Here is a 25,829-nt window from a genome sequence, read left to right as displayed (position 1 = left end):
TCGGCTCAGCGATCGCGCAGCTTTTCCAGCAACCGCAACCACACCTCGCTCACCGTCGGGTACGCCGGGACCGCATGCCACAGCTGCTCGACCGGTATCTCGCCGACGACCGCGACCGTCGCCGCCTGCAGCAGCTCACCCACGTCGGGACCGACGAACGTCGCGCCGAGCAACCGCCCGGTCGAACGGTCGACGACCAGCTTGGCGTGCCCGGCGTAGTCGTCGCGCAGCAGTGCGGAACCGGCGACCGAGATATCCAGTTCGACCGCGACCACGGTGAATCCCGCGGTCCGCGCCGCCTGCTCGGTGCGACCGACGGTGGCCACTTCCGGTGCGCTGAACACCACCGCGGGTACCGCGCCGTGGTCGGCGGTGGCGCGGTACCGCGGCCCGTCCAGCGGCCCTCCCCGAGCCCGCGCCGCGATCACGTCGCCACATACCCGTGCCTGGTACTTTCCCATGTGGGTGAGCAGGTTTCGACCGGTCACGTCGCCGACCGCGTACAGCCAGGAGCCGGCCACGCCGATCGCGGTCAGGTGGTCGTCGACGGCGACCGCGCGGTCGTCGAGGCCGACCGTTGCCAGACCCAGCCCGGCGGTCGCCGGGGCGCGGCCGGTCGCGACCACCAGCTCGTCCGCCTCGAGCACCGTGCCACCGACGGTCGCGGTGACCGGACCACCGTGGATTCGGCCCGCGCCGGTCGCCGCGGGCGAGGTCCGGGTGACGGCGTCGAGCCCGGCGCCGAACCGGATCTCCACACCTCGTTCGGCCAACGCCGATGCGACCCGCTCGCCGGCGAACGGTTCCATCCCGCCGAGCAACCGGTCGCCGCGGACCACCATGGTGACGGCGGCACCGAATGCCGAGAGCCAGGTCGCCGCCTCGCAGGCGACCACGCCGCCGCCCAGAATCAGCACCCGGCGGGGCAGTTCGCGCAGGTTGGTCACGTCCCGGGAGATCCACGGCAACGCGGCGCGCAGGCCCGGCACATCCGGTATCAGTGCGGTGCTCCCGGTCGCCAGCACCACCGCCTGGCGCGCGATCAGCTCCCGGTCGCCGACCCGGACCCGGCGGTCGCCGGCGAGCGCACCGGCACCCCGGATCACCGCGACGCCGACGCTTTGGGCCCAGGCCACCTGGCCGGTGTCGGCATGGTGCGCGGTGAAGTCGTCGCGCCGAGCCAGCACGGCATCGAGATCGATTCCGGTGCCGGTGATCCCGCGTAGGTGGCGGGCTCGGTCGAGAAAATGGACGGGCGTGAGCAACGCCTTGCTCGGCATACATGCCCAGTAGGAGCATTCGCCGCCGACGAGTTCCCGCTCGACCAGTGCGGCGGTCCGATCGCTGCCGGCGATCGCGTACTGTGCGGCGTTCTCACCGGCCGGCCCGCCGCCGATCACGATCACGTCGAACTCGTCGGATGCCGCGCCGTCGCCCATGCCCGCTACGGTAGTCGGCTCGTCCGTGGCGGCGGCCGCGCGCCGTCGACGTCGGGATTCACTCGGCCCGGCGAACCGGATATCGCGGCTTGACCACGTCGTGCAGGAAGCGTCCCTTGGACTTTGCGCCGACCAGATCGAGATAGACCGACATCGGGACCAGCGCATAGATGTAGGTGTCGCCGCCGGCCCACTCCACCCACAGCTCGTAGTCGATCGGGTCGTAACCGATCCGCTGGATCGCGCGCGACTCGAACGCGATCATCGTCGGCCGGCTCATCGAACGCACTCCCCAGGTGCTGCTGCGATTGGCACCCGCCCAGTCTGGCCCGCGGCTACCGGGGCCGTCGAATCGCCGCCTACGGGCGGTTCGAGCGATCGTGATCGCCCGGCCGGGGCGGTCAGCCGGTAGGGGTACCGAACTCGACGGTGCTGCGGCCGCGTATCCGCACCCGCGGGGTATTGCCCGAGTTCCGCAGGGCGATCCACAGCCTGGCGAACGATGCGTCGTCGACCAGTGGCCGAGCCGCGATCATCAAGCGCTTGCCGAAGTCGTGCTCGGCCACGGCCACATCGCGTAGCAACCCGATCTGCTGCTCCCGAAAGTACGCGCAGGTGCTCGTCCGGCGGTCGTCCCGGACCGCCGGGCGAGCACCGCATCGATCACCCAGCGCCGAGACGACGCCCACCAGGTTGTCCTCGACTCCGCGCCGTACGGCCAGCGCGCTTCGTTGCAGGTCGATCATCCGATCGACGACCTGGCGCAGTCGCGGCCGGTCCGGGTCCGCTCGATGCTCGACGCCGATGTCTGGTAACGCCATGAAATAAGGGTAGCCTAACTCGACGTCGGGAGGCGACCCCGGGGATCAGCGACCCCGCTCGGCGCGATAGCGGCGGATCAGTTCGGCTGTCGACGAGTCGAGATCGTCGGTCGGTGGGTCTGTGTCGGTGAGCAACGGTTCCAGTTCCAGCGCCTGCTTCTTGCCCAGCTCCACGCCCCACTGGTCGAAGGAGTTGATCCCCCAGATCGCCCCTTCGGTGAAGACCTGATGCTCGTAGAGCGCGATCAGCTGACCGACCGTGCGCGGGGTCAGTTTCGGTGCCAGAATCGTGGTGGTCGGCCGATTCCCCGGCATCACTTTGTGTGGTACCAGCTCGGTCGGGGTGCCGTCTGCGGCGACCTCCTCGGCGTCCTTGCCGAAGGCGAGCACCGCGGTCTGCGCGAACAGGTTGCTCATCAGAATGTCGTGCATGCTGCCGGTGCCGTCCATGGTGGGCAGATCGTCGGTGGGTTCGGCGAACCCGATGAAGTCGCACGGGACCAGCCGATTGCCCTGGTGCAGCAGCTGGTAGAAGGCGTGCTGGCCGTTGGTTCCGGGTTCGCCCCAGAAGACCTCGCCGGTGCGCGTGGTCACCGCGCTACCGTCGATCCGGACCGACTTGCCGTTCGATTCCATGGTCAGCTGCTGCAGGTAGGCCGGAAACCGGGCCAGATCGTTCGAGTACGGCAGCACCGCCCGCGAATCGGCGCCGAAGAAGTCCGAGTACCACAGGCCGATCAGCGCGAGCAGCACCGGCGCATTCTCGGCGAGCGGGGTGGTGCGGAAGTGTTCGTCGAGCTCGTGCATGCCGGCCAGGAACTCGGCGAAGCGCTGCCGTCCGCAGGCCGCCATCACCGACAGCCCGATGGCCGAGTCGACCGAGTACCGACCGCCGACCCAGTCCCAGAAGCCGAACATGTTGGCGGTGTCGATGCCGAACTCGGCGACCCGCTCCGCGTTGGTCGAGACCGCCACGAAATGCTTCGGTACGGCGTCCGCGCCGAGTGCCTCGACCAGCCAGCGCCGGGCCGCCGTGGCGTTGGTCAGGGTCTCCAGCGTGGAGAAGGTTTTCGACGCCACCACGAACAGGGTTGTCGCCGGATCCAGCCCGGTCAGCGTGGCGGTCAGGTCGGCCGGGTCGACGTTGGACACATAACGACAGGCGGGGCCGTCGCAGTAGTGCCGCAGTGCGCGGTACACCATGTCCGGCCCCAGGTCGGAGCCGCCGATGCCGATGTTCACCACGGTGGCGATCGGCTGCCCGGTGGCGCCACGCCACGCCCCGGAACGGACGGCATCGGTGAAGGCGCCCATCTTGGCGAGCACCTCGTGGACATCGGGCACCACGTCCCGGCCGTCCACCGTCAGGGTCGCGTCGGCGGGCAGACGCAACGCGGTGTGTAGCACCGCGCGGTCTTCCGAGGTATTGACGTGCGCGCCGGCGAACATCTCGTCGCGGCGTTGCTCGACATTTGCGGTCCGCGCCAACTCGACCAGTAGGCTCAGCGTCTCCGGAGTTACCCGATGCTTGCTGTAATCGATGTAGAGCTCGCCAGCGGTCGTGGTCAGCGCGGTCCCGCGGTCCGGGTCGGCGGCGAACAGGTCGCGGAGGGTCAGTGCGCTTACCTGATCGTGATGCCGTTCCAGGTCGTGCCATGCTGCCGTGCCGGTGATGTCGTCACTCATGACTACCGAGCCTAATCGGCAGGACCCAGCGGCCGCGGGCTGATCGGTGGGTGAACGGCGAAAGCCGAGACCGACTTCTGCGCCTGGGAAACAGGTGCAGCAGCCTGGTGCCGGCAGTTCGGTGTCGAGATGCCGGCGTGGTGGGCGTGTCGGCCCACCCGATCAGTGCCCCAGTCGGCCGCGGCCCAGGCGGAGCAGGAGCATCGCGAGCGTGTGGCCTTCCTGGCCCAGCTCGCTGAAACGTTCCAGCACCTTCATCTCCCGGCTGTGCACCAACCTGGTTCCCCCGGATGCCATCCGGGTTCGGCCTATAATTCGGGAAACCTCGGTTCGCCGCTTGATCGCGGACAGAATCTCCGCGTCGAGCTGGTCGATTTCCTTCCGCAATTCCTCGATCTCCGCCTCGCTGTGGGGCAGAAAGGAATCGGGCCCGGTCGCCTTGGCAGGGCTGCTCATGTACCTCTCCTTGCGTCGGAACTGGGATCGCAGTCGAGCCGTGGGCCGTTACCGCTGTCCAAGTTGCCGACACGCCTACGAACATGTCTGTCCGCGTTATCACGTGGCTGCTCAGTGTAGCCCTCGTCGGACCGTCGATCGGCCGGTTGGGCAGGTTGTGATCCAGATAGGGGATAGATCACGCGGCGACCACGCGCCGCTGCTGTCGGTCTGCGCCGGTAGCGTGGACCGACAATGGACACGATCGATACCGAGCGACGAGCGAGCCCGGCGCGCTCGGCGGAGCAGCCCGAGCCCGGCGCGGTAGCTGAAGATCTGCTGACCGGCTTGAATGCGCCGCAGCGGGCGGCGGTTCAGCATTCCGGAACGCCGTTGCTGATCGTTGCCGGCGCCGGCTCGGGGAAGACCGCGGTGCTCACTCGGCGCATTGCCTACCTGCTGGCTACCCGGCGCGCTACCCCGGGCCAGATACTGGCGATCACGTTCACCAACAAGGCCGCAGCCGAGCTGCGGGAGCGAGTGATCGATCTGGTGGGGCCGCGAGCGCGGGCGATGTGGGTGTCGACGTTCCACTCCGGCTGCGTGCGGATTCTGCGTACCCAGTCGGCGTTGCTGCCGGGGATGAACTCGAACTTCTCGATCTACGACGCGGATGATTCGCGTCGCCTGCTGGCGATGATCAGCCGCGATCTCGGGCTCGATGCCAAGAAGTTTCCCCCGCGGTTGCTGGCGGCCGGAATCTCCAATCTCAAGAACGAGCTGATCGACTCTGCAGCGGCGGCCGACGCTGCGGCGGACGACTACGCGAAACTGATCGCCCAGGTCTATTCGGAGTATCAGCAGCGCCTCCGCGGCGCCAATGCGTTCGACTTCGACGATCTGATCGGGGAGACCGTTGCACTGCTTCGGGCGCACCCGCAGGTTGCCGAGTACTACCGGCGGCGGTTCCGGCACGTCCTGGTGGATGAGTATCAGGACACCAATCACGCCCAATACGTCTTGATCCGGGAGCTGGTCGGCGAGGCCGGCGGGGAGCCCGCCGACGACCGGCCCGCGGTCGAGCCGGGCGAATTGTGCGTGGTGGGTGATGCGGACCAGTCCATCTATGCCTTCCGCGGTGCGACCATCCGCAACATCGAGGAGTTCGAGCGGGACTTTCCGCAGGCGCAGACGATCCTGCTGGAACAGAACTACCGATCCACCCAGCGAATCCTGACCGCAGCAAATGCGGTGATCTCGCGGAACCCCAAGCGCCGGGCCAAGCAATTGTGGACCGATGCCGGGGAGGGGGAGCTGATCGTCGGCTATGTCGCCGACAACGAGCACGACGAGGCCGCCTTCATCGCGCGGGAGATCGATCGACTGTCCGACGCCGGTGCGACGACGTTCGGCGACATCGCCGTGTTCTACCGCACCAACGGCAGTTCGCGCCCGCTGGAGGAGGTTTTCGTCCGGCTCGGTCTGCCGTACAAGGTGGTCGGTGGGGTTCGGTTCTACGAGCGTAAAGAAGTTCGCGACGCGGTTGCCTACCTGCGGGTGCTGGACAATCCCGACGACACGGTGAGCCTGCGCCGAATCTTGAATACCCCCCGCCGCGGCATCGGTGACCGGGCGGAGGCGTGCGTCGCGGTGTATGCCGAGCAGCACGACATCGGCTTCGCGGCCGCGTTGCGAGCAGCGGCAGACGGCAAGGTCGCGCTGCTGAACACCCGTTCGCAACGGGCGGTGACGAGCTTTCTGGACCTGCTGGACGGCCTGCGGGAGATCAGCCCGGCCGAGGCCGGCCCCGGGATCCGGGACGTGGGCGACGTGGTGGAAGCGGTGTTGGAGCGGACCGGATACCGGGCCGAGCTCGCCGCATCCAGCGATCCCCAGGACGGTGCTCGGTTGGACAACCTGAACGAGTTGGTCAGCGTCGCCCGAGAGTTCAGTTCCGAGGCGCAGAACGCGGCCGCTGCAGCGGCTGCCGAGGGGATCGTGCTCACCCCGGCGGAGGGGGAGCCGGAGCCGGGCTCGTTGGCGGCATTTCTGGAGCGGGTGTCGTTGGTGGCCGACACGGATCAGATCCCGGAGTCCGATGCCGGCGTGGTGACCCTGATGACGCTGCACACGGCCAAAGGGCTGGAGTTTCCGGTGGTCTTCGTGACCGGCTGGGAGGACGGACAGTTTCCGCATATGCGGGCGCTCGGCGATCCGGCGGAGCTGGCCGAGGAGCGCCGGCTGGCGTACGTCGGGATCACCCGAGCGCGGCGCCGGCTGTATCTGACCCGGGCGGTACTCCGCTCGGCGTGGGGGCAGCCCATCGCCAATCCGGAGTCTCGTTTTCTGCAGGAGATCCCCGGGGAGTTGATCGATTGGCGTCGGCTCGACAGCGGTGCCACGCTCGGCCGGCGGCCGCGCCCGGGCGCCGACTCGGACTCCGAGCGCGACTGGACCCAGCCGGAACGTCCCGGCTGGCGGGGAGCGGACCGGCGGCGACCCCCGCCGGGAGCCGCCAAGCGGGCCGGACGCGGACCGATCTCGCTGAAGGTGGGCGATCGGGTCAGTCACGACAAGTACGGCTTGGGTACGGTGCTGTCCACCGAGGGACTGGGTCAATACACCACGGCGATCATCGATTTCGGCACTGCCGGCAAGCTTCGACTGATCCCGGAGCATGCGCCGATCGAGAAGCTGTAGGCGGGAGTCGAGGCCGGCCTTCGATCGGTCGTCGGACTCCGGGAATCCAAAGTTCCGTGAAGAGAACCAGCCCGATACCGGGCGAGATGGTTCGGGTCAGTCCTGCTCGGGACCGAGGCTGATCCCGCGCGAGGCGAGCCAGGGCAGCGGATCCACCTTGTCGTTGCCGTTCAGCCAGACCTCGAAATGGCAGTGCGGACCGGTGGAGAAGCCACGGTTACCGACGGTCGCGATCTGATCGCCCGCCATCACCGTCTGCCCGGTGGCCACCGTCGCGGTATCGACATGGCCGTACACGGTGATCGTGCCGTCCGAATGCTGCAGTCGCACCCACATCCCGAACCCGGATGCCGGACCGGCGTCGATCACCTTTCCGTCGGCGACGGCGAAGATCGGGGTACCGATCGGCGCGGCGATATCGACACCGGCGTGCAGCGCGCCCCAGCGAAAGCCGAAATTGGAGGTGAAGGTGCCGTGGGTGAACGGAACGTAGAGCGGCCGCAGCTTTGCCGTCTCGGCAGCGGTGCGTTCTTCGGCGAACCGCTGGCCCTTGTCCAACAAGCTGGCGTAGTCGCCGATCTGGACTGCTTTTGCCGAGTCGAGCACCTGCGGTGCGGTGGGGAGTCCGGCTGTCGCGGCAGTCAGGCCGACCGTTCCGGCGAGCGCGGTCGCGCTGCCCGCGGGAGCGGGAGCGTGGTCGTCGTGCTGGATCGCGGACTGGCCCGCGGCCACGGCGGCACCGGCGGCCACGGCCAACACCGCGGCACGCCCCTTGAGCGCGGCGGGCGGGGCCGGAAGCCGGTGCGCGCCGCCTTTGCGCCGGGAGTGGGGCGGCTGCGCCGGAGGTAGCTCGCTACCGGCACCGGCCGGGGCCGTGTAACGCTCTTGCCTGGCCGCAACGATGTCCTCGGTGAGGCCGCGATGTGACTTGTTCCGACCCTCGTCGATGCCGAAGTCGGTTTCCGGGTAGTCGAGAACGGTGCCACCGAATCCGCTGAACGACGGCTCCGCGGTCCGGAAATCAAATCCCGATCCGGCCCCTGAGCTGGGCAGATAGTCGAATGAACCAAGAGTTCGGTGCTGAATCAACGGCTCCGACCCTCCTAGCATGTGACCGTGCTGTGATATCGACCCCAGGACGGTAACGAAACGGTTGCGTCGGATGCAAGTTGTCACGGCCGGAAGTCGCAGCTATGTGAGATACAACACAGTTTCGCCCGAGGTCTTCCTGGATCTTGGTGGCAACAGCGGCAAACCTACGGAGCTACCTCGTGGCGGGTCCGCCGTCGATTACGAGCTGGCAACACCTCGATCACCGATGTGTCGGCCTCGTTACGAAACTGCAGCTCGATGCGGCCGATATCGGGACCCGGCGGCTGGCTAGAGTCCGAACCGGCCCGCGATGCACACGGGCGACACTCCTGGCGTTGCGACCGGCAACGCTGCAGACGAGACGGTGGATACATGGACCTGTTCGAGTTCCAAGCGAAGGAGCTCTTCGTAGCGCACGGGGTTCCCTCGTCCGAGGGTCGGGTGACCGACACGGCCGAGGGCGCCAAGGCGATCGCCGAGGAGATCGGTAAACCGGTCATGGTGAAGGCGCAGGTGAAGGTCGGCGGCCGGGGTAAGGCCGGCGGCGTCAAGTACGCGGCGACGCCGGAGGAGGCGTTCACCCACGCGCAGAACATCCTCGGGCTGGATATCAAGGGCCACATCGTGCGCAAGCTCTTGGTGACCGAGGCGAAGGATATCGCCGCGGAGTACTACCTGTCCTTCCTGCTCGACCGGGCCAACCGGACCTATCTGGCGATGTGTTCGGTCGAAGGCGGAATGGAGATCGAGGAGGTCGCGGCGACCAAGCCGGATCGGTTGGCCCGAATCCCGGTCGACGCGGTGACCGGTGTCGATCTCGCGTTCGCCCGGTCGATCGCCGAACAGGGGCATCTGCCGGCCGAGATCCTGGACGCCGCGGCGGTGACGATCCAGAAGCTGTGGGAGGTGTTCACCGCCGAGGACGCCACCCTGGTCGAGGTGAATCCGCTGGTTCGTACCCCGGACGACGAGATCCTGGCGTTGGACGGGAAGGTGACGTTGGACGGGAATGCCGACTTCCGGCACCCGGGCCATGCGGAGTTCGCGGACGAGGACGCGACCGATCCGCTGGAGCTGAAGGCCAAGCAGCACGACCTGAACTACGTGAAGTTGGACGGCTCGGTCGGCATCATCGGCAACGGCGCCGGTCTGGTCATGTCCACCCTCGATGTGGTCGCCTATGCGGGGGAGAAGCACGGTGGGGTGCGGCCGGCGAATTTCCTCGACATCGGTGGTGGGGCGTCGGCGGAGGTGATGGCGGCGGGGCTGGACGTCATCCTCGGCGACGATCAGGTGCGCAGCGTGTTCGTGAACGTCTTCGGCGGTATCACCGCCTGCGACGCGGTGGCGAACGGCATCGTCAAGGCGTTGGAGATGCTCGGCGACTCGGCGACCAAGCCGCTGGTGGTTCGACTCGACGGGAACAAGGTCGACGAAGGCCGCAAGATCCTGGCGGACGCAGCGCATCCGCTGGTCACGTCGGCTCAGACGATGGATGAAGGCGCCGACAAGGCCGCGCAGCTCGCGGCGGCGGCGAAGTAGAGGAGCGAGCGAGATGTCTATCTTCCTGAACAAGGATTCCAAAGTCATCGTCCAAGGCATCACCGGTGGTGAGGGCACCAAACACACCGCGTTGATGCTGAAGGCCGGCACCCAGGTGGTCGGCGGAGTGAACGCGCGCAAGGCGGGCACCACGGTTGCCCACACCGACGCCGACGGCAACCCGGTCGACCTGCCGGTGTTCGGTTCGGTGCGCGAGGCGATCGATGCCACCGGTGCCGACACCTCGATCGCGTTCGTGCCGCCGAAGTTCGCCAAGGACGCGATCATCGAGGCGATCGACGCCGAGATCGGTCTGCTCGTGGTGATCACCGAAGGGATTCCGGTGCAGGACAGCGCGTACGCCTGGGCCTACAACGTCGCGAAGGGCGAGAAGACCCGGATCATCGGGCCGAACTGTCCCGGGATCATCACGCCCGGCGAAGCGTTGGTGGGGATCACCCCGGCCAACATCACCGGTAAGGGCCCGATCGGGCTGGTGTCGAAATCCGGCACGTTGACCTACCAGATGATGTTCGAGCTGCGCGACTTCGGCTTCTCCACCTCGATCGGCATCGGTGGCGATCCGGTGATCGGGACCACCCACATCGACGCGATCGCGGCGTTCGAGCAGGATCCGGAAACGAAGCTGATCGTGATGATCGGCGAGATCGGCGGCGATGCCGAGGAGCGTGCGGCCGCTTACATCCAGGCCAACGTGACCAAGCCGGTGGTCGGCTACGTCGCCGGCTTCACGGCGCCGGAGGGCAAGACGATGGGCCACGCCGGCGCGATCGTGTCCGGTTCGTCGGGCACCGCGCAGGCGAAGAAGGACGCGTTGGAAGCGGCCGGGGTGAAGGTCGGCAAGACGCCGTCCGAGACCGCCGCACTGGCCCGCGCGATCCTCGAGCAGTCCGCCGTCTCGGCCTGAGTTACCCCGGCCCGGCCCCCGTGCGGAATCCGCCGCAACGGGGGCCGTCGTCGTTCCCGGAGCGTCGGTGCAGTGTGCAGTAGCGTCATCGTCGACGAGCAGCCGACGAGCGTGCCGAGGAGTGGCCGATGAATCCGGATGTGAAGCCGAACCTGCTGCTCGGTTACGTCGTGGCGGCGCTCGGCGTGCTCGCTTTCCTGCTCGGCTTCCTCCCGTTCGGACGGGTGTCCGGGCTGGACGGCCTCACCTGGGATACCACGGTCAACTTCTTCGAGGGCGGCGCTGCCGGAACCATCGCGCTGCTGCTGCTGGGCGGGTTGCTGGCGGCGTTCTCGGTGCTGCCGCGACAGGACTTGATGGGCGCTGCCGCCGCCGCATCGATCAGCGGCTTCGCCGGCTTGCTGGTGCAGGGATTCAATGTGGTCGGCGGCTTCTACGAGCGCGCGTTCGGGCTCTACGTCGTGTTGGTGCTCGGCCTGACCCAGTCGGCGCTGGCGGTGTACGCGGTGTTCGCCGCGACCCGCCCGGCGCGCCCGGTGCCGGCGCAACCGCCCGGCTACGGCACCCAGTCGGGTTACGGCGCCCAGCCGGGCTATACCGCGCCGGGCCCGCAACCGGGCTACGCACCATCGGCTACGCCGTCCTACCCGGCCGGGTACAGCCATCCGGCCTATCGGCCGGCACCCGGCGTGGCCGACCCGTACGGCGGCTACGGCGCCGGTTCCGGCAGTCCCGATTCGTACTCGGCCGGTCTCGCCGGGACGGGGTATGCGGTTACCCCGGACGAGGCGCCCACCGAGCAGTATCCGAGCCCGCTGGTGCCACCCGCGGACCCACCCGGGAGCGCGGCGCAGTTCCGCCCACCGGAGGGTGACGGCAACCAGCGCTGAGCAACGCGTCGGCGCGCCTGCCGCAGCGAGGCACGGTCGGATGTCACGCTGTGGGCGATGTGTGCCCTCCTGGAACGCAGCGCCCGGACGGTGCGGCCCGCTCGTCCGCCCGTCCGAACCGCGCCGCAGCTGCCCTCGCCGGAGCAGTTCCGGGTGCTGCTCGGCGTAGCGCTCCGGTCCAGCACGACCGTGCTTGCCGTGGTCGCCGGACTGGTCGGGTGCGCCATGCTCTTCGGCGGCGGGCTCAGTGGTGCCGCAGCGGCGATCGCGGCCGGCTGGCTCGGCGTCCACCAGGTCCCGCTCACGATTGGGACCACCGCGTTGTCGGTGTTGCCGCTGGCTCCGACGGTCGGCGCGATGTACCTCACCGCGCGGTCCGCGGCGGCGGCCACCACGGCCGACAGCTCCCGCGCCGACATCATCTGGGTGTTGGCTGCTGCGATCGGCGGCCCACTCGCCGTCACGGTGGTCACGCTGGCGGTGGTCAAGGACGCTTCGGCGTCGAACGCGCTGGCGCCGCCGGATACCCTGCTCGCCTTCGGTTGGGTGGTGGTACTGCACGGTTGCGCGGCGGCCGCCGGGGTGCTCGCGCGCACCTGGCGGCGGGTGGCCGACGGCGCCGGGGCGCCCGACTGGTTGCCGGCCGGATTCGGCGCCGCTGGGGCGGCGATACGCCGCCTGCTGGTGGCGGCCGCCGGCGTCGTCGCGATCTCGTTACTGATCCACTGGTCGGTCGCGGTCGAGCTGCTGAATACCGGTGACGGTTTCGTCGGTGGCCTCGGTTTGATCGTGTTGTCGCTGGGCTACCTGCCGAACGTCGTGGTAGGGGCCGTGGCGGTGGTGACCGGCACGAAGGCCACGATCGGTACCGCGTCGGTCGACCTGTTCGCTGTGCACGGCGGCCCCGTTCCGGGGCTGCCGGTGTTATCCGCATTGCCGACCGGTCCGGCCGCGGCGTGGTATCCGCTGCTGCTGATCATTCCGGCAGTCGTGGCGATCCAGCTCGGTCGCGAGTGCGCGGCCCGGTGTGGCAGCCGGGCCGACGCCCTCGGCGCCGTGCTGACCGCCGCCGTGGTCACCGGCCTGGCGGCATTGTCGGCCGGTGCGCTGTGTGGCGGCGAACTCGGCACGTTCGGTCGGGTCGGGGTGAGCGTCGGTCCGTTCGCCGGCTTGACCACGATCTGGCTCGCCGCGCTGGGCAGTGCGGCCGCCGCGGTCGCCACCCGCGGGCGGTCCGGCGTGGTGGTGCGCCGCGCCGTGCCGAACCCCGCCGTGCCGGTTGTGGCGGTTCCCGCCGTGCCGGCCACCCCGGCGAGCCGGGACGATGACACCGCGGCGAGCCGGGACGATGACACCGCGGCGAGCCGGGACGACGAAACCGATTAGGCTTTCTCGGGTGATCAACCCGACCGATCGTGCGCCGGCGCGCCTGGTGGTTCTCGCTTCCGGTACCGGCTCGCTGTTACGGGCGCTGATCGCGGCCACCACCGATGCCGGGTACCCGGCCGAGGTGGTTGCGGTCGGGGTGGACCGGACCTGCGCCGCGACCGGGCATGCGGATGCCGCGGGTGTTCCCTGGTTCACCGTCGCACCTGGTGATTACGCCCGGCGGGCCGACTGGGACCGGGCGCTCACCGCTGCGGTACGCGGCTACCACCCCGATCTCGTGGTGACGGCCGGCTTCATGCGGCTGCTCGGCCCGGCATTCCTGGGCGAGTACCAGGGCCGCATCGTCAACTCGCACCCGGCGCTGCTCCCGTCGTTCCCCGGGGCACACGGGGTTGCGGATGCGCTCGCTTACGGTGTCAAGATCACCGGGGCGACGGTGCACCTGGTCGACGAGGGCGTCGATACCGGGCCGATCCTCGCGCAGGAAGCGGTGCCCGTGCATCCCGACGACGACGAAGCCACGCTGCACGAACGAATCAAGGTGGTCGAACGGCGACTGCTCGCCGACGTCGTCGCGGCGGTGGTACGACACGGCGTGGTATCGGACGGACGAAAGGCGCGGATCTCGTGGTGAGTGAGCGGAAGCCGGTGCGCCGGGCGTTGTTGAGCGTCTACGACAAAACCGGGCTTGCGGAGCTGGCCGCGGGGTTGCACGATGCCGGGGTCGAGATCGTCTCGACCGGCTCGACCGCAGCGACGATTGCGGCTGCCGGGGTCCCGGTCACCAAGGTGGAGGACCTGACCGGGTTTCCGGAGACGCTGGACGGCCGGGTGAAGACCTTGCACCCCCGCATTCACGCGGGCATCCTCGCCGATACCCGGCGGCCGGAGCATCTCGATCAACTCGCCGACCTCGGGGTGGAAGCGTTCGAGCTGGTGGTGGTGAACCTGTATCCCTTCACCGCGACGGTTGCCGCCGGGGCCGGGCCCGACGAGTGTGTGGAACAGATCGATATCGGCGGACCGTCGATGGTTCGGGCCGCCGCGAAGAATCATCCTTCGGTGGCCGTGGTGGTCGATCCGGCCGACTATCCGGCGGTCCTGGCCGCGGTCGGTTCCGGCGGATTCACCCTGGCCGAGCGGGCCCGGTTGGCCGCCCGCGGGTTCCGGCACACCGCGGCATACGACGTCGCGGTCGCCGGCTGGACGACCAGCGTCCTGGCCCCCGACGAGAGTCCGTTCCCGGACTGGGTGGCGGGTACCTGGGAGCGGACCGCGGTGCTGCGCTACGGCGAGAACCCGCATCAGCCGGCGGCGTTGTATCGATCCGGTGCGGGTCCGGCCGGGCTGGCCCAGGCGGCGCAGCTGCACGGTAAAGCGATGTCGTACAACAACTACACCGACGCCGATGCGGCCCGCCGGGCCGCGTTCGACCACAGCGCGCCGGCCGTCGCGGTGATCAAACATGCCAACCCGTGCGGTATCGCGATCGGTGCCGACATCGCCGAAGCGCATCGCAAGGCACACGCCTGTGATCCGCAGAGCGCGTACGGCGGGGTCATCGCGACCAACGGCGAGGTGAGCGTGGCGATGGCGGAACAGGTCGCCGAGATCTTCACCGAAGTGATCGTGGCTCCCGGTTACGCCGACGGCGCCGTCGAGGTGCTGGCGCGCAAAGCGAACCTGCGGGTGCTGCGCGCCGAGCCGCTCGTGGGTGCGGGAGTGGAGCTCCGCCCGATCAGCGGTGGGGCGTTACTGCAGCACCGCGACGACCTGACCGCCGCGGGCGACGACAGCACGAGGTGGACCCTGGTAGCGGGACCGGCTGCCGATCCGGACATGCTCGCCGACCTGGAGTTCGCCTGGCGGGCCTGCCGTGCCGTCAAGTCCAATGCGATTCTGCTCGCGCGCGACGGCGCGTCGGTCGGGATCGGCATGGGCCAGGTCAACCGGGTCGACTCGTGTCGGCTGGCGGTCGCTAGGGCCGGCGACCGAGCGGCCGGATCGGTGGCCGCCTCGGACGCGTTCTTCCCGTTTCCCGACGGCCCACAGATTCTGCTGGACGCCGGGGTACGCGCGATCGTCCAACCGGGCGGGTCGGTGCGGGACGAGCAGACCGTCGCCGCGGCGCAGGCCGCCGGGGTGACCATGTACTTCACCGGGGCCAGGCACTTCGCCCACTGATCGATCGGCGAGATGTTCAGGCCGGTGCCGGACGGGATCGAAACCGCCGCACTGCCCGGTAGATCAGCCAGCCGAGTGCGAGTAGCACGAGCGGGATCAGCACCGGCACGACCAGTGCGATCAACGCGGTGGTGAACGAGACGATGTCTTCCAGTACCGAAATGACCGGGTTGGCGGCACCGGCGGTGGTCGCCGTGCTGGCGGCCCGGGTTCCGGTTTGCGCGGTCGCGAACGCGAGTGCGGTGGGGGCGCCGATGATCAGCCCGGCGATCGCGGCCGCGGACGGATCCAGGTTTGCGAACACCGCGCCGGTCGCGACCGCGGCGGCCAGCGGCCGGGTGAGGTTGCCGACGACCGACTTGACGTTGTCCACCCCGGGAATCAAGTCCGTGGTCAGCTCGAAGCCGGTCGCGACGAGCAAGGCGACCAGCGCGGCGGTGGAACCGAGCCAGCCGAACGAACTGTTGAGTTCGACGCCGAACCAACCGAAGTGTGCGGTGGCGCTCAACATCAGCAGGGGCAGGAAGGTGCGGTACCCGGTCGCGGCGGACAAGCCGAGTCCGAGCAGGGTGGGTAGCACCCAGGTGTCCATGGCTGGAGTGTACGTATCGCCCGGGAGGTCGGGTGGCCGCGTTGCGACCACCCTCGTAGCGTGGGGGGATGACCCGGCACCCGACGTCCCCACCCACCCCGCGCACGGTCGGTGAACTGCGCGCTACCGGACACACCCGACGCGGGGTGAAGGACGAGATTCGCGCCAATCTGCTTGCGGTACTTCGGGACGGCGGCGACCCCTGGCCGGGCATCGTCGGGTTCGAGTCGACGGTGGTGCCACAGCTGGAGCGGGCCCTGATCGCCGGGCACGACGTGGTACTGCTGGGCGAGCGCGGTCAGGGAAAGACCCGGTTGCTGCGCACGTTGGTGCAGTTGCTGGACGAGTGGACACCGGTGATCGCCGGTGCGGAGCTGCCCGAGCACCCGTACGACCCGATCACCCCGGCCTCGATCCGACGCGCGGCCGAACTCGGTGCCGACCTGCCGGTGACCTGGCGGCACCGGGACGAGCGCTACAGCGAGAAGCTGGCCACGCCGGACACCTCGGTGGCCGACCTGGTCGGCGACGTCGATCCGGTGAAGGTTGCGGAAGGACGCAGTCTCGGCGACCCGGAGACCATTCATTTCGGTTTGGTGCCGCGCGCGCATCGGGGGATCGTCGCGCTCAACGAGCTGCCCGACCTGGCCGAACGGATTCAGGTGTCGCTGCTCAACGTGATGGAGGAGCGCGACATCCAGGTCCGCGGGTATACCCTGCGGCTTCCGCTGGACGTGTTGCTGGTGGCGAGTGCCAACCCGGAGGACTACACCAACCGGGGCCGGATCATCACCCCGCTGAAGGACCGCTTCGGCGCCGAGATCCGGACTCATTACCCCTTGCAGGTGGCCGACGAAGTCGCGGTGGTCCGGCAGGAGGCAGCGTTGGTCGCAGCGGTGCCGGACTATCTGCTGGAGGTGCTGGCGCGGTTCACCCGATTGTTGCGGGAGTCGACCGCCGTCGACCAGCGGTCCGGCGTATCGGCCCGGTTCGCGGTCGCCGCGGCGGAAACCGTTGCGGCGGCGGCACTGCATCGAGCCACGATCGTCGGCGAAGCGGAACCGGTGGCTCGCCCGGTCGACCTGGGCACCGTGGTCGAGGTGTTGCGCGGCAAGATCGAGTTCGAGTCCGGTGAGGAGGGTCGTGAGCTCGAGGTGCTCGAGCACCTGCTGCGGCGCGCCACCGCGGAGACCGCCCGGGACCGGCTCGGCGGAATCGATCTGGCCACGCTGGTCGCCGCGGTGGAACAAGGCGAGCCCGTGATCACCGGCGCCCGGGTACCGGCCAAGGCGTTGCTGGACGAACTGCCCGAGCTGGCGGCGCTGGATCTGGTTGCCGAGCGCCTGGCGGCGGAGACGGTCGGAGAACGCGCCGCCGCAGCCGAGTTCGCGCTGGAGGGGCTGTACCTGGCGCGTCGAATCTCCAAGATCGAATCTGACGGGCAGCTGGTGTACGGCTGATGAGCAGCCGGTACGTCCCTTACGACGGCAGCGATCCGCTGGCGCCGCCGGTCGACCTGCGCGAGGCGCTGGAGGCGATCGGTGCCGACGTACTGGGTGGCGCGTCGCCACGGCGAGCCCTCCAGGAGTTTCTGCGTCGGGGCAATCAGCGGACCAAGGGCCTCGACGAGCTGGCCCGCCAAGTCCACCAGCGACGTCGGGACCTGCTCTCGCGCAGCCGGTTGGACGGCACCCTGGCCGAGATCGAGCAGCTGCTCGATCGGGCGGTGCTGACCGAGCGGCAGGAGCTCGCCCGCGCCCTGGACGACGACGCCCGGTTCGCCGAGATGCAACTGGCCGAGTTGCCGACCTCGCCGGCGCAGGCGGTGCAGGAGCTGGCCGGCTACGACTGGCGCAGCCCGCAAGCGCGGGCCGACTACGAGCAGATCCGTGACCTGCTCGGCCGGGAGCTTTTGGATCAGCGGTTCGCCGGGATGAAGCAGGCGCTGCAAGGTGCGACCGACGACGATCGAAACGCCATCGCGCAGATGCTCGACGATCTCAACAACCTGCTCGACGCGCATGCGCGGGGCGAGAACACCGAGCAGCTGTTTCGCGATTTCATGGCCGAGCACGGCCGGTTCTTCCCGGAGCATCCGAGCAACGTCGAGGAGCTCCTGGACGCGTTGGCGGCCCGGGCGGCTGCGGCGCAGCGGCTGCGGAACAGCCTGACCCCGGAGCAGCGGGCCGAGTTGGACGCGCTGGCGCAACAGGCTTTCGGCTCGCCGAGTCTGCAAGGACAGCTCGACCGGCTGGATCGACACCTGCAGGCAGCCCGGCCGATGGAGGATTGGACCGGAACCGAGCGGTTCGGCGGGGACAATCCGTTGGGTCTGGGGGAAGCGACCGGGGTGCTGCAGGAGATCGGCGAACTCGAGCAGCTGGCCGAACAGTTGAGCCAGCAGTACGCCGGGGCACAACTGGACGACGTCGACGTCGAATCGCTCGCCCGGCATCTGGGCCGGGACGCGGTCGCCGACCTGCGCACCTTGGCCGAGCTGGAGCAGGCGTTGCACCAGCAGGGCTATCTGGACAAGGGCGCGGACGGGCAATGGCGGTTGTCCCCGCGGGCGATGCGGCGGCTCGGTGAGGCGGCGTTACGCGACGTCTCGGGCCGGCTGTCCGGACGGACCGGACAACGGGAGACCCGCCGATCCGGGGTGCTGGGCGAACCCACCGGATCCGCCCGGCCCTGGCAGTTCGGCGACACCGAGTCGTGGGACGTGACCCGCACGATTACCAACGCGGTACTGCGCGAACCCGGCCGGGTGCCGGTCCGGATACAGGTGTCCGACGTCGAGGTGACCGAAACCGAGCAACGCACCCAGGCGGCCGTGGCGCTGCTGGTCGATGTCTCGTTGTCGATGGTGCTGGAGGGGCGGTGGGTGCCGATGAAACGCACCGCGCTGGCGCTGCATCACCTGGTCGGCACCAGGTTTCGGGGGGACGATCTCCAGCTGATCGCGTTCGGCCGACACGCCCGGACCGTGCAGCCGGCCGAATTGGCCGGGATGGAGGGCATCTACGAGCAGGGCACGAACCTGCACCACGCGCTGTTGCTGGCGGGCCGGCATCTGCGCCGGCATCCGAACGCGCAGCCGGTCGTCCTGATCGTGACCGACGGCGAACCCACCGCGCATCTGGAGCCGGACGGAACGGCGATCTTCGACTACCCGCCGAGTCGGCGCACGCTCGGTCGTACCGTCGCCGAGCTCGATCACCTGGCTCGGCTCGGTGCCCAGGTCACGGTCTTCCGGCTCGGCGACGACGCCGGTCTGGCGCGATTCGTCGATGCGATGGCGCGCCGGATCGGTGGCCGAGTGGTCGCCGCAGATCCGGACGGGTTGGGTGCGGCAGTGGTGGCCGATTACCTGAGAATGCGCCGTCGATAGCTTGCGGACGAGGTTTTTCACCGGTTCGGACGGGTAGGTTGGACGACGTCGCGCAAACCACTCGGTAATGCTCGACCGCGGTCCGGTTGCACGGTGCAGACGGAGCCGCGCTACGAACGGAAATCCTCCGGAAGGGGAAACACGTGGGCGATACGTTGCGCGTGGGCGACAGCCTCGGCGTCGGGCAGTCTTTGGACAACGGCGCTTACCGGCTGACGTTGCAGGATGACGGCAATCTCGTCTTGTCGGACAACGGGAACGCGGTCTGGGCCAGCGGGACCAACGGCTCGGGGACGGTCAAGGCGACGCTGCAGAGCGACGGAAACTTCGTGCTGTACAACGGGGACGACTCCGCGACCTGGGCGTCGCAGACCAGCGGGTACAGCCCTGATCGGGTCGTGCTGCAGGCCGACCGCAATGTCGTGTTGTACGCGACCGACGGCGGCGCGCTGTGGGCCTCGCAGACCGCGGTCGAGGGTGACGCGGCGCCGGAGCCGGAGCCGGCTGCGGCCCCCGCGCCGGCGCCGACCGAGCCGGCGCAGGCCCCGCCGCCACCGCCGGCCGCGCGCACCTACACGGTGCAGCCGGGCGACACGCTGTGGGACATCGCGCAGCGAGAGCTGGGCGACGGCAATCGCTATCAGGAGATTGCAAACCTGAGCGGGATCGCCAACCCGGACCTGATCAATCCAGGTCAGGTGCTGACGCTCCCCTGAGGGTACGAGGATCGACAGGGCCCCGGCCGGGATCGGCCGGGGCCCTGTCGTCGTGTCGCTCCCCGTGGTCGGGTTGTTGTGAGATCGTGGCCACATCGTAGGTAGGAGTGCGCTATGGAAATCATCTGGATGATTGTGATCGGCCTGATCGCAGGTGCGGTTGCCCGTCTACTCGTGCCCGGAAAGGAAAACTTCGGCTGGATTGCGACGGCGATCCTCGGTATTGCCGGGAGTTTCGTCGGCGGCACCTTGGGCAGCTTGGTCTTCGCGCCGCACAAGTTCGACATCACCCCGCCGGTCAATCACGCCTTCATCGGTGCGGTTATCGGGTCGGTCATCTTGCTGTTGATCTACAACCTGATCACCCGGCGCCGCTTGACATCGCGGTAGTCTGACGACACACCGTAGCCGTGCCGCCGATCGGTGGCACGGCTTCTGTGCGTTCCGGCTCGGTCGCTGCGGTCCCGGTCGGTTCGTTCGGTCGAGAAAGTGGGACTTGGCGTATGCGCATTCTGGTTGTCGACGACGACCGCGCGGTCCGCGAATCGCTCCGGCGTTCGCTGACCTTCAACGGCTATTCGGTCGACCTCGCGGTCGACGGCCACGATGCGTTGGACAAGACGACCAATCAGCGCCCCGACGCTCTGGTGCTCGACGTGATGATGCCGCGGTTGGACGGGCTCGAAGTATGCCGCCGGCTCCGCAGTACCGGCGATGACCTGCCGATTCTGGTGTTGACCGCCCGCGATTCGGTGTCCGAGCGGGTTGCCGGTCTGGATGCCGGAGCCGACGACTACCTGCCCAAGCCGTTCGCCTTGGAGGAGTTGCTGGCGCGGTTGCGCGCCCTGCTGCGGCGGGCCGGTGCGGATGCCGATCCGGAGACCGAGTCGCTGGAGTTCGCCGACCTCGGCCTGGATCCGATGACCCGCGAAGTGACTCGTGGCGACCGGCCGATCAGTCTCACCCGAACCGAGTTTTCGTTGCTGGAGATGCTGATGACCAATCCCCGGCGGGTGCTCACCCGCAGCCGCATCCTGGAGGAAGTCTGGGGTTACGACTTCCCCACGTCGGGTAACGCACTCGAGGTGTACGTCGGCTACCTGCGCCGCAAGACCGAGGCCGAGGGCGAGCCGCGGTTGATCCATACCGTGCGGGGTGTCGGCTACGTCCTGCGCGAGACGCCGCCGTGACCGGCGCCGCCCGTGGCTGCGATGGTGACTCGGACCCCGGCCGGTCGGGTGGCGCCGCTGCTGGTGGCGCCGCCCGGCTCGGCGCCGATGCGCCCGGCAACTCCGCTCACCCGGACGGTGTCGCTGCGCTGGCGGGTCACCTTGCTCGCCGCCTCGGTGGTCACCGTGGCGGTCGCGGTGATGGCGATCACCGCCTATGCGGTCGTGGCCCGGGCGCTGTATGCCGACGTGGACAACCAGCTGCAGACCCGGGTCGCGACGTTGATCGACAGCAACTTTCCGGATGCATTCGGCTTCCAGTCCATCTCGTTGGCGACCTTCTCGTCCGAGGACATCAGTGTCGCGCTGATCTTTCCGGATCTGACGGTGTACACGCCGCCGGGTTCGCAGACTCCGTTGGGCATGGACGAGATGGCCGTGGCTCGGGGCGAACAGGAGGCGTCGCTGCGTACCGCGGACGGGCAGCGGGTGCTGGCGCGGCGTACTCACAACGGAAGCACGCTGGTGATGGCGCAGCAGTTGGCGCCGACCGGGTCCGTGCTCGATCGGTTGGCGTGGGTGCTGTTCGTGGTCGGCGGATGCGGTGTTGCGCTCGCGGCGATCGCCGGGACCGCGGTCGGCCGGACCGGGCTGCGTCCGGTGACCCGGTTGACCTCGGCTGCCGATCGGGTCGCCCGCACCGACGATCTGACGCCGATCCCGGTTACCGGCGACGACGAACTGGCTCATCTGACCCGTAGCTTCAACACCATGCTGGGCACGCTGGCGCAGTCTCGGGAGCGGCAGGGCCGGCTGGTCGCCGATGCCGGGCACGAGCTGCGCACCCCGCTGACCTCGTTGCGGACCAACATGGAGCTGCTGGTTGCGGCCGGACGGCCGGGCGCGCCGGCGATTCCGGAGGAGGACATGGCGGAGCTGCGGTCCGATGTGATGGCGCAGATCGAGGAGCTGTCCACCCTGGTCGGGGACTTGGTCGACCTGGCGCGCGAGGACGCTCCGGAGACCGTCTACGAGCCGGTCGATCTCGCCGAGGTGGTGGAGCGGGCGTTGGAGCGGGCCCGGCGGCGACGCAGCGAGATCGAGTTCGCCGACCGACTCATCCCGTGGATGATCTACGGGCACGCGGCCGGCTTGCAGCGCGCGGTGCTCAACGTCTTGGACAACGCGGCGAAATGGAGCCCGGCGGGCGCGCAGGTGTGGGTGTCGATGCAACCGGCCGGGCCCGGGCTGTTGACCTTGACCGTGGACGATGCCGGCCCGGGTATTCCGGAGGACGAGCGCGAGCTGGTCTTCGAGCGGTTCTATCGGACGACGGCTGCTCGTTCGATGCCCGGGTCGGGACTCGGGCTGGCGATCGTCCGCCAGGTCGTGGTGAAACACGGCGGCACCATCGCGATCGAGCGTTCCGCGCGCGGTGGCGCGTTGATCGTGATCGTGCTGCCCGGCGAGGTCGGGCCGGGGCACGAGGAACACGGCCAACTGACGGCCGGCTCTCAGTGACCTCTCAGCAGACCCGAGCAGGGTGGACCCGAACCGATCGACCGCAGAGGTGGTGTGTCCGACGATGACCCAGAGTTCCCAGCCCGGCTATCCGCCCGGCTACCCGATGCCGCCACAGCCGGTGTCGCCACAGCCGGCTCCGCGGCGGCGGGGCGGGGCCCTGGCGGCCGGTGCCTTGGCAATCGCCCTGGTCGCCGGTGGGGTAGGCGGTGCAGTGGGCGCGGTCGTCGCTCGTTCGTCCGACTCGGCGACGTCGGTGTCGGCGTCCAGTGCCCTCGACGCGCCGCAACCGAACGCGGAACCGGCGGTGAACGCGCCGGCCGGCTCGGTGCAGGCGGTAGCCGGCAAGGTGCTCCCCAGCGTGGTGACGATCGAGGTGGCCGGTCGCGCGGCGGAAGGCGAAGGTTCCGGCGTGATCTTGTCTTCGGATGGGCTGATCCTGACCAACAACCACGTGGCCACCGGCGCCGGAACCGGAGCCAAGCTGCAGGTGGCGTTCAACGACGGTACGGTCGCACCCGCCACGGTCAAGGGAACCGACCCGGTCACCGATATCGCGGTGATCAAGGTCGAAGGTAAGTCCGGGTTGACCCCGATCGAACTCGGCAGTTCGCAGAGTCTGCAGGTCGGGCAGCAGGTGGTGGCGGTCGGATCGCCGCTCGGTCTGGCCGGCACGGTTACCACGGGCATCATCAGCTCGCTCAATCGTCCGGTATCGACCAGTGGCGACTCCGGTAATCAGAACACCGTGATCGATGCGATCCAGACCGATGCCGCGATCAATCCGGGCAACTCCGGCGGTGCGCTGGTCGACATGGACGGAAAGCTGATCGGGGTCAACTCGGCGATCGCGACGCTCGGCGGCGCTTCGGCGCAGGGCGGACCGCAGAGCGGCTCGATCGGGCTCGGCTTCGCCATTCCGGTGGATCAGGCCCGACGGATCGCCGACGAGCTGGTCAAGACCGGCGCGGCGCAGCACGCGTACATCGGGGTTTCGGTGCCGGCCGACTCGGACGCCAACGGTGCCCTGATCAGCGACGTGACCAACGGCGGCCCGGCGGAGAAGGCGGGACTGCCACGGGATGGGGTTATCACCAAGGTCGACGACCGGAACATCGATTCCGGGGACGCGCTGATCGCCGCGGTGCGGTCGCACGCGCCCGGCGACACGGTGCAGATCACCTACACCGCGCGCGACGGCAGCAATCCGAAGACGGTTCAGGTGACCCTGGGCGTAGCGCCGGCACAACCGGCCGCGCCGACCCAGGGCGGACGCTGAGGTAGGGATGGAACAGTCGGGAATTTCCGAGTGGCGGACCGTCGTCGACGATCTGGGCATTACGGTTGGCCTCATGAAGACGGACAACCCGGTGGCGGGGCGTGCGCTCGTGGTCATCGTCGATGACCGGATAACGCACGGGGACGATGTCGATTCGACCGGACCGTTGGTCGCCGAGCTGCTCAGCGAGCAGGGTTTCCTGGTCGATGCGACGGTCGCGGTCGCCGCCGACGAGGTGGAGATCCGAAACGCGCTGAACACCGCGGTCATCGGTGGCGTCGATCTGGTGATCTCGGTCGGGTGTACCGGGGTGTCGCCGCGCGATGTCGCCCCGGACGCGACGGCCGAGGTGCTCGACCGGGAACTGCCCGGCATCAGCGAAGCGCTGCGCTCGTCCGGATTGGCGGCCGGCGCACTCGACGCGGGCTTGTCTCGCGGACTGGTCGGCGTATCGGGGAGCACACTGGTGGTGAACTTGGCCGGTTCCCGGGCCGCGGTGCGGGACGGGATGGCGACCCTCGGCCCGCTGGCGGTTCACGTCATCGGCGAGTTGTCCGGCTTGGCCGAATGACCGGTCGGCCGAATCCGTCCGCCGCCGGGGCCGCGGCGGACGCTGCCCGGTTGGCGCGGATCTTCGGCGAGGTCCTGCCCGAATCGACGAGTGACGAGCGGGAGCCGATGCCGGAGCGGGACGACTGGCTGCTTCGGGAACGGCCGCCGCACCACCGTTGACGGTCGGCCTTCTCGTCCGACGTCTTTGTCGTTCGGTACCTCATCTGTGATAAGTCCGTTATCTCCCGTCGGCGCGTCCAAATGATGGTGATGTACATCACGTATTAGCCTCCAAGCTGTCACTTTGCTACACCGAAATGCACCAGTTAGGGTTCCCTACGAGCCGGATTTCCCGGCTCGAGCGGGTTGGGCGCGGTGTCAGCGCGCAGCTCCGCGGTCGTCAAAGGTTCGATGACGGCCATGGTTGTGAGTTCGCGCCGTAGTCCGGGCGTAACAATCCGGACATATGGGTGAGCCAGGCTGAGGCCGGATCGAATCGGGGCTGCTCCCCGGTTCCGATGGTCGGGATCGGGAGCCGAGCGTGCATCTTGCTCGGCCACGACACGAAGGATGAGGGTTGATGACAGAACTTCGTTCCCCGCGGCGTCGCCGTGGGCTCGCGTTCGCGCGGGCGATCGCGGTTGCTTCGGTGGCCGCAGTGGGTCTGGCGGTGGGTAACAGCGGCACCGCGAGTGCAGCCGTGGACGGCAGCCAGCACGTCGTCGATCACGGTGGTAACACGATCGAAGCGCAGACCGTTGACACTGCGATCAACTTCGTGCCGCCGCTGGACGGCAACGTGTTCACCCGCGAGTGGTTCCACAGCGGCCGCGCCGCTTTCAAGATCACCGGCCCGGATGCGGACGATTTCGAGGGCCATATCACCATGGGGTACCAGGTCGGCTACCCGGCCACCTTCGACGGCCACATCACCGCGAAGTACCAGACGCCGGATCTCGAGCTCGATCTCGACTCCAGCTTCGCGCCGAGCTTCGCGATCACCAATCTCATTCCGGTGGTGGGCTTCGACGTGTCGGTGGGCCCCGGCCCGGGCATCGTGGATGTGCCGGCTGCCGAGGGCGACGTCTCCGGTGCCGAAGGCGACATCGCGCTGACCGGCTTCCAGGGCACGGTCACCGGCGTGGTCGGTCCGACCAGCATCCGGCCGTACGTCAAGCTGGTCAGCTCCGCCGGCGATACGGTCGTTGCGTACGGTCCGATCTTCCGGAACTGATCGGCTCAGCTGCAAGTTCGCATGCCCGGTCGAGCTTTGCTCGGCCGGGCATGCGGCTGTTCGGAGTCCGATCCGTTAGGATTCGTTACACAAACACGACCGGGGCGTGTTTTCCCGCGTAGGAGCGGGGTTTCGGTAAAACCACTACGAGTGAACAGGTGCTCGATGCAGGAATGCATACCCCACGTCGGTGGTTCGAGCTGGATACGTGGCGCCGGTGTTGCTCTTGCCGCCGCTTCGCTATTCAGCCTGGCTTCTGCTGGGCCGGC

General features: G+C 68.7%; 24 protein-coding genes. 17 read left to right on the top strand and 7 right to left on the bottom strand.

All coding sequences use genetic code 11. The features are described 5' to 3' along the window. Positions 1-5 precede the first annotated feature (5 nt). The 5 genes from KV203_RS15280 to KV203_RS15260 all read right to left on the bottom strand — a co-directional run bounded on the left by KV203_RS15280 (position 6) and on the right by KV203_RS15260 (position 4,402). A complete protein-coding gene (locus KV203_RS15280) occupies positions 6-1,439 on the bottom strand; it encodes a dihydrolipoyl dehydrogenase family protein (RefSeq protein WP_066472799.1) in 1,434 nt (477 codons plus the stop codon). A gap of 58 nt (positions 1,440-1,497) precedes the next feature. Beyond that, on the bottom strand, positions 1,498-1,719 hold the full coding sequence (locus tag KV203_RS15275; protein WP_157079888.1) for a KTSC domain-containing protein: 222 nt from the start codon (positions 1,717-1,719) through the stop codon (positions 1,498-1,500). A 121-nt stretch (positions 1,720-1,840) separates the two neighbouring features. Beyond that, positions 1,841-2,260 carry a hypothetical protein gene (locus tag KV203_RS15270; protein WP_066472792.1) on the bottom strand — a complete coding sequence of 140 codons (420 nt, stop codon included), beginning with the start codon at positions 2,258-2,260 and terminating at the stop codon, positions 1,841-1,843. A 45-nt stretch (positions 2,261-2,305) separates the two neighbouring features. Next, complete coding sequence (pgi, locus tag KV203_RS15265) at positions 2,306-3,946, bottom strand: glucose-6-phosphate isomerase (RefSeq protein WP_066472790.1); 1,641 nt, start codon at positions 3,944-3,946, stop codon at positions 2,306-2,308. Positions 3,947-4,108: 162 nt separating this feature from the next. Then, a complete protein-coding gene (locus KV203_RS15260; RefSeq protein ID WP_066472788.1) occupies positions 4,109-4,402 on the bottom strand; it encodes a chorismate mutase in 294 nt (97 codons plus the stop codon). Between the two features lie 234 nt (positions 4,403-4,636). Between KV203_RS15260 and pcrA the strand changes: the two genes are divergently transcribed. Next, entirely contained in the window at positions 4,637-7,081 is a 2,445-nt protein-coding gene (gene pcrA, locus KV203_RS15255) for a DNA helicase PcrA (protein ID WP_066472785.1), read from the top strand. 96 nt (positions 7,082-7,177) lie between these two features. Here the strand turns inward: pcrA and KV203_RS15250 are convergent, their stop codons facing one another. After that, a complete protein-coding gene (locus tag KV203_RS15250) occupies positions 7,178-7,984 on the bottom strand; it encodes a M23 family metallopeptidase (protein WP_373279245.1) in 807 nt (268 codons plus the stop codon). 561 nt (positions 7,985-8,545) lie between these two features. Between KV203_RS15250 and sucC the strand changes: the two genes are divergently transcribed. From sucC to purH, 6 genes are all read left to right on the top strand, one after another. Beyond that, the gene (sucC, locus tag KV203_RS15245; protein ID WP_066472779.1) at positions 8,546-9,715 is read left to right on the top strand and encodes an ADP-forming succinate--CoA ligase subunit beta; all 1,170 of its coding nucleotides are present in this window, start codon (positions 8,546-8,548) and stop codon (positions 9,713-9,715) included. 13 nt (positions 9,716-9,728) lie between these two features. After that, positions 9,729-10,643 (top strand): succinate--CoA ligase subunit alpha, encoded by a 915-nt coding sequence (sucD, locus tag KV203_RS15240; RefSeq protein WP_066472777.1) that lies wholly within the window; start codon positions 9,729-9,731, stop codon positions 10,641-10,643. A 128-nt stretch (positions 10,644-10,771) separates the two neighbouring features. Next, positions 10,772-11,533, top strand: coding sequence for a DUF5336 domain-containing protein (locus KV203_RS15235; protein ID WP_066472775.1), 762 nt, complete (start codon positions 10,772-10,774; stop codon positions 11,531-11,533). Positions 11,534-11,590: 57 nt separating this feature from the next. Then, on the top strand, positions 11,591-12,919 hold the full coding sequence (locus KV203_RS15230) for a cell division protein PerM (protein ID WP_066472773.1): 1,329 nt from the start codon (positions 11,591-11,593) through the stop codon (positions 12,917-12,919). Continuing rightward, positions 12,882-13,556 carry a phosphoribosylglycinamide formyltransferase gene (purN, locus tag KV203_RS15225; RefSeq protein WP_083530208.1) on the top strand — a complete coding sequence of 225 codons (675 nt, stop codon included), beginning with the start codon at positions 12,882-12,884 and terminating at the stop codon, positions 13,554-13,556. Before KV203_RS15230 ends, purN begins: the two co-directional genes overlap by 38 nt. Further along, on the top strand, positions 13,553-15,106 hold the full coding sequence (purH, locus tag KV203_RS15220; RefSeq protein WP_066473008.1) for a bifunctional phosphoribosylaminoimidazolecarboxamide formyltransferase/IMP cyclohydrolase: 1,554 nt from the start codon (positions 13,553-13,555) through the stop codon (positions 15,104-15,106). Before purN ends, purH begins: the two co-directional genes overlap by 4 nt. Before the next feature lie 16 nt (positions 15,107-15,122). On the opposite strand, the gene KV203_RS15215 is transcribed toward purH, so the two are convergent. Next, positions 15,123-15,698, bottom strand: a complete 576-nt coding sequence (locus tag KV203_RS15215) for a DUF4126 domain-containing protein (RefSeq protein WP_066472764.1) — start codon at positions 15,696-15,698, stop codon at positions 15,123-15,125. Between the two features lie 68 nt (positions 15,699-15,766). Here KV203_RS15215 and KV203_RS15210 point away from each other — a divergent pair, with 68 nt between their 5' ends. From KV203_RS15210 to KV203_RS15165, 10 genes are all read left to right on the top strand, one after another. Further along, the gene (locus KV203_RS15210; RefSeq protein ID WP_066472763.1) at positions 15,767-17,158 is read left to right on the top strand and encodes an ATP-binding protein; all 1,392 of its coding nucleotides are present in this window, start codon (positions 15,767-15,769) and stop codon (positions 17,156-17,158) included. Next, positions 17,158-19,089 (top strand): vWA domain-containing protein, encoded by a 1,932-nt coding sequence (locus KV203_RS15205; RefSeq protein WP_066472760.1) that lies wholly within the window; start codon positions 17,158-17,160, stop codon positions 19,087-19,089. Before KV203_RS15210 ends, KV203_RS15205 begins: the two co-directional genes overlap by 1 nt. Positions 19,090-19,232: 143 nt before the next feature. Then, a complete protein-coding gene (locus tag KV203_RS15200) occupies positions 19,233-19,805 on the top strand; it encodes a LysM peptidoglycan-binding domain-containing protein (protein ID WP_066472754.1) in 573 nt (190 codons plus the stop codon). A gap of 114 nt (positions 19,806-19,919) precedes the next feature. After that, on the top strand, positions 19,920-20,195 hold the full coding sequence (locus KV203_RS15195; protein WP_066472750.1) for a GlsB/YeaQ/YmgE family stress response membrane protein: 276 nt from the start codon (positions 19,920-19,922) through the stop codon (positions 20,193-20,195). Positions 20,196-20,308: 113 nt separating this feature from the next. Next, a complete protein-coding gene (locus KV203_RS15190; RefSeq protein WP_066472747.1) occupies positions 20,309-20,995 on the top strand; it encodes a response regulator transcription factor in 687 nt (228 codons plus the stop codon). A gap of 21 nt (positions 20,996-21,016) precedes the next feature. Then, complete coding sequence (locus KV203_RS15185) at positions 21,017-22,495, top strand: HAMP domain-containing sensor histidine kinase (RefSeq protein ID WP_066472744.1); 1,479 nt, start codon at positions 21,017-21,019, stop codon at positions 22,493-22,495. 64 nt (positions 22,496-22,559) lie between these two features. Further along, positions 22,560-23,774 carry a S1C family serine protease gene (locus tag KV203_RS15180; protein WP_083530218.1) on the top strand — a complete coding sequence of 405 codons (1,215 nt, stop codon included), beginning with the start codon at positions 22,560-22,562 and terminating at the stop codon, positions 23,772-23,774. 73 nt (positions 23,775-23,847) lie between these two features. Beyond that, positions 23,848-24,345 (top strand): MogA/MoaB family molybdenum cofactor biosynthesis protein, encoded by a 498-nt coding sequence (locus tag KV203_RS15175; protein ID WP_174522072.1) that lies wholly within the window; start codon positions 23,848-23,850, stop codon positions 24,343-24,345. Further along, positions 24,342-24,506 carry a hypothetical protein gene (locus KV203_RS15170; RefSeq protein WP_169797528.1) on the top strand — a complete coding sequence of 55 codons (165 nt, stop codon included), beginning with the start codon at positions 24,342-24,344 and terminating at the stop codon, positions 24,504-24,506. The genes KV203_RS15175 and KV203_RS15170 overlap by 4 nt, the downstream gene beginning before the upstream one ends. A 400-nt stretch (positions 24,507-24,906) precedes the next feature. Further along, positions 24,907-25,560 (top strand): MspA family porin, encoded by a 654-nt coding sequence (locus tag KV203_RS15165; protein ID WP_083530207.1) that lies wholly within the window; start codon positions 24,907-24,909, stop codon positions 25,558-25,560. Positions 25,561-25,829 lie beyond the last annotated feature (269 nt).

It is taken from the genome of Skermania piniformis (assembly GCF_019285775.1).
In the GTDB taxonomy this organism is placed as follows: Bacteria; Actinomycetota; Actinomycetes; order Mycobacteriales; family Mycobacteriaceae; genus Skermania; species Skermania pinensis.
This window is presented reverse-complemented; position numbering and strand designations above follow the sequence as displayed.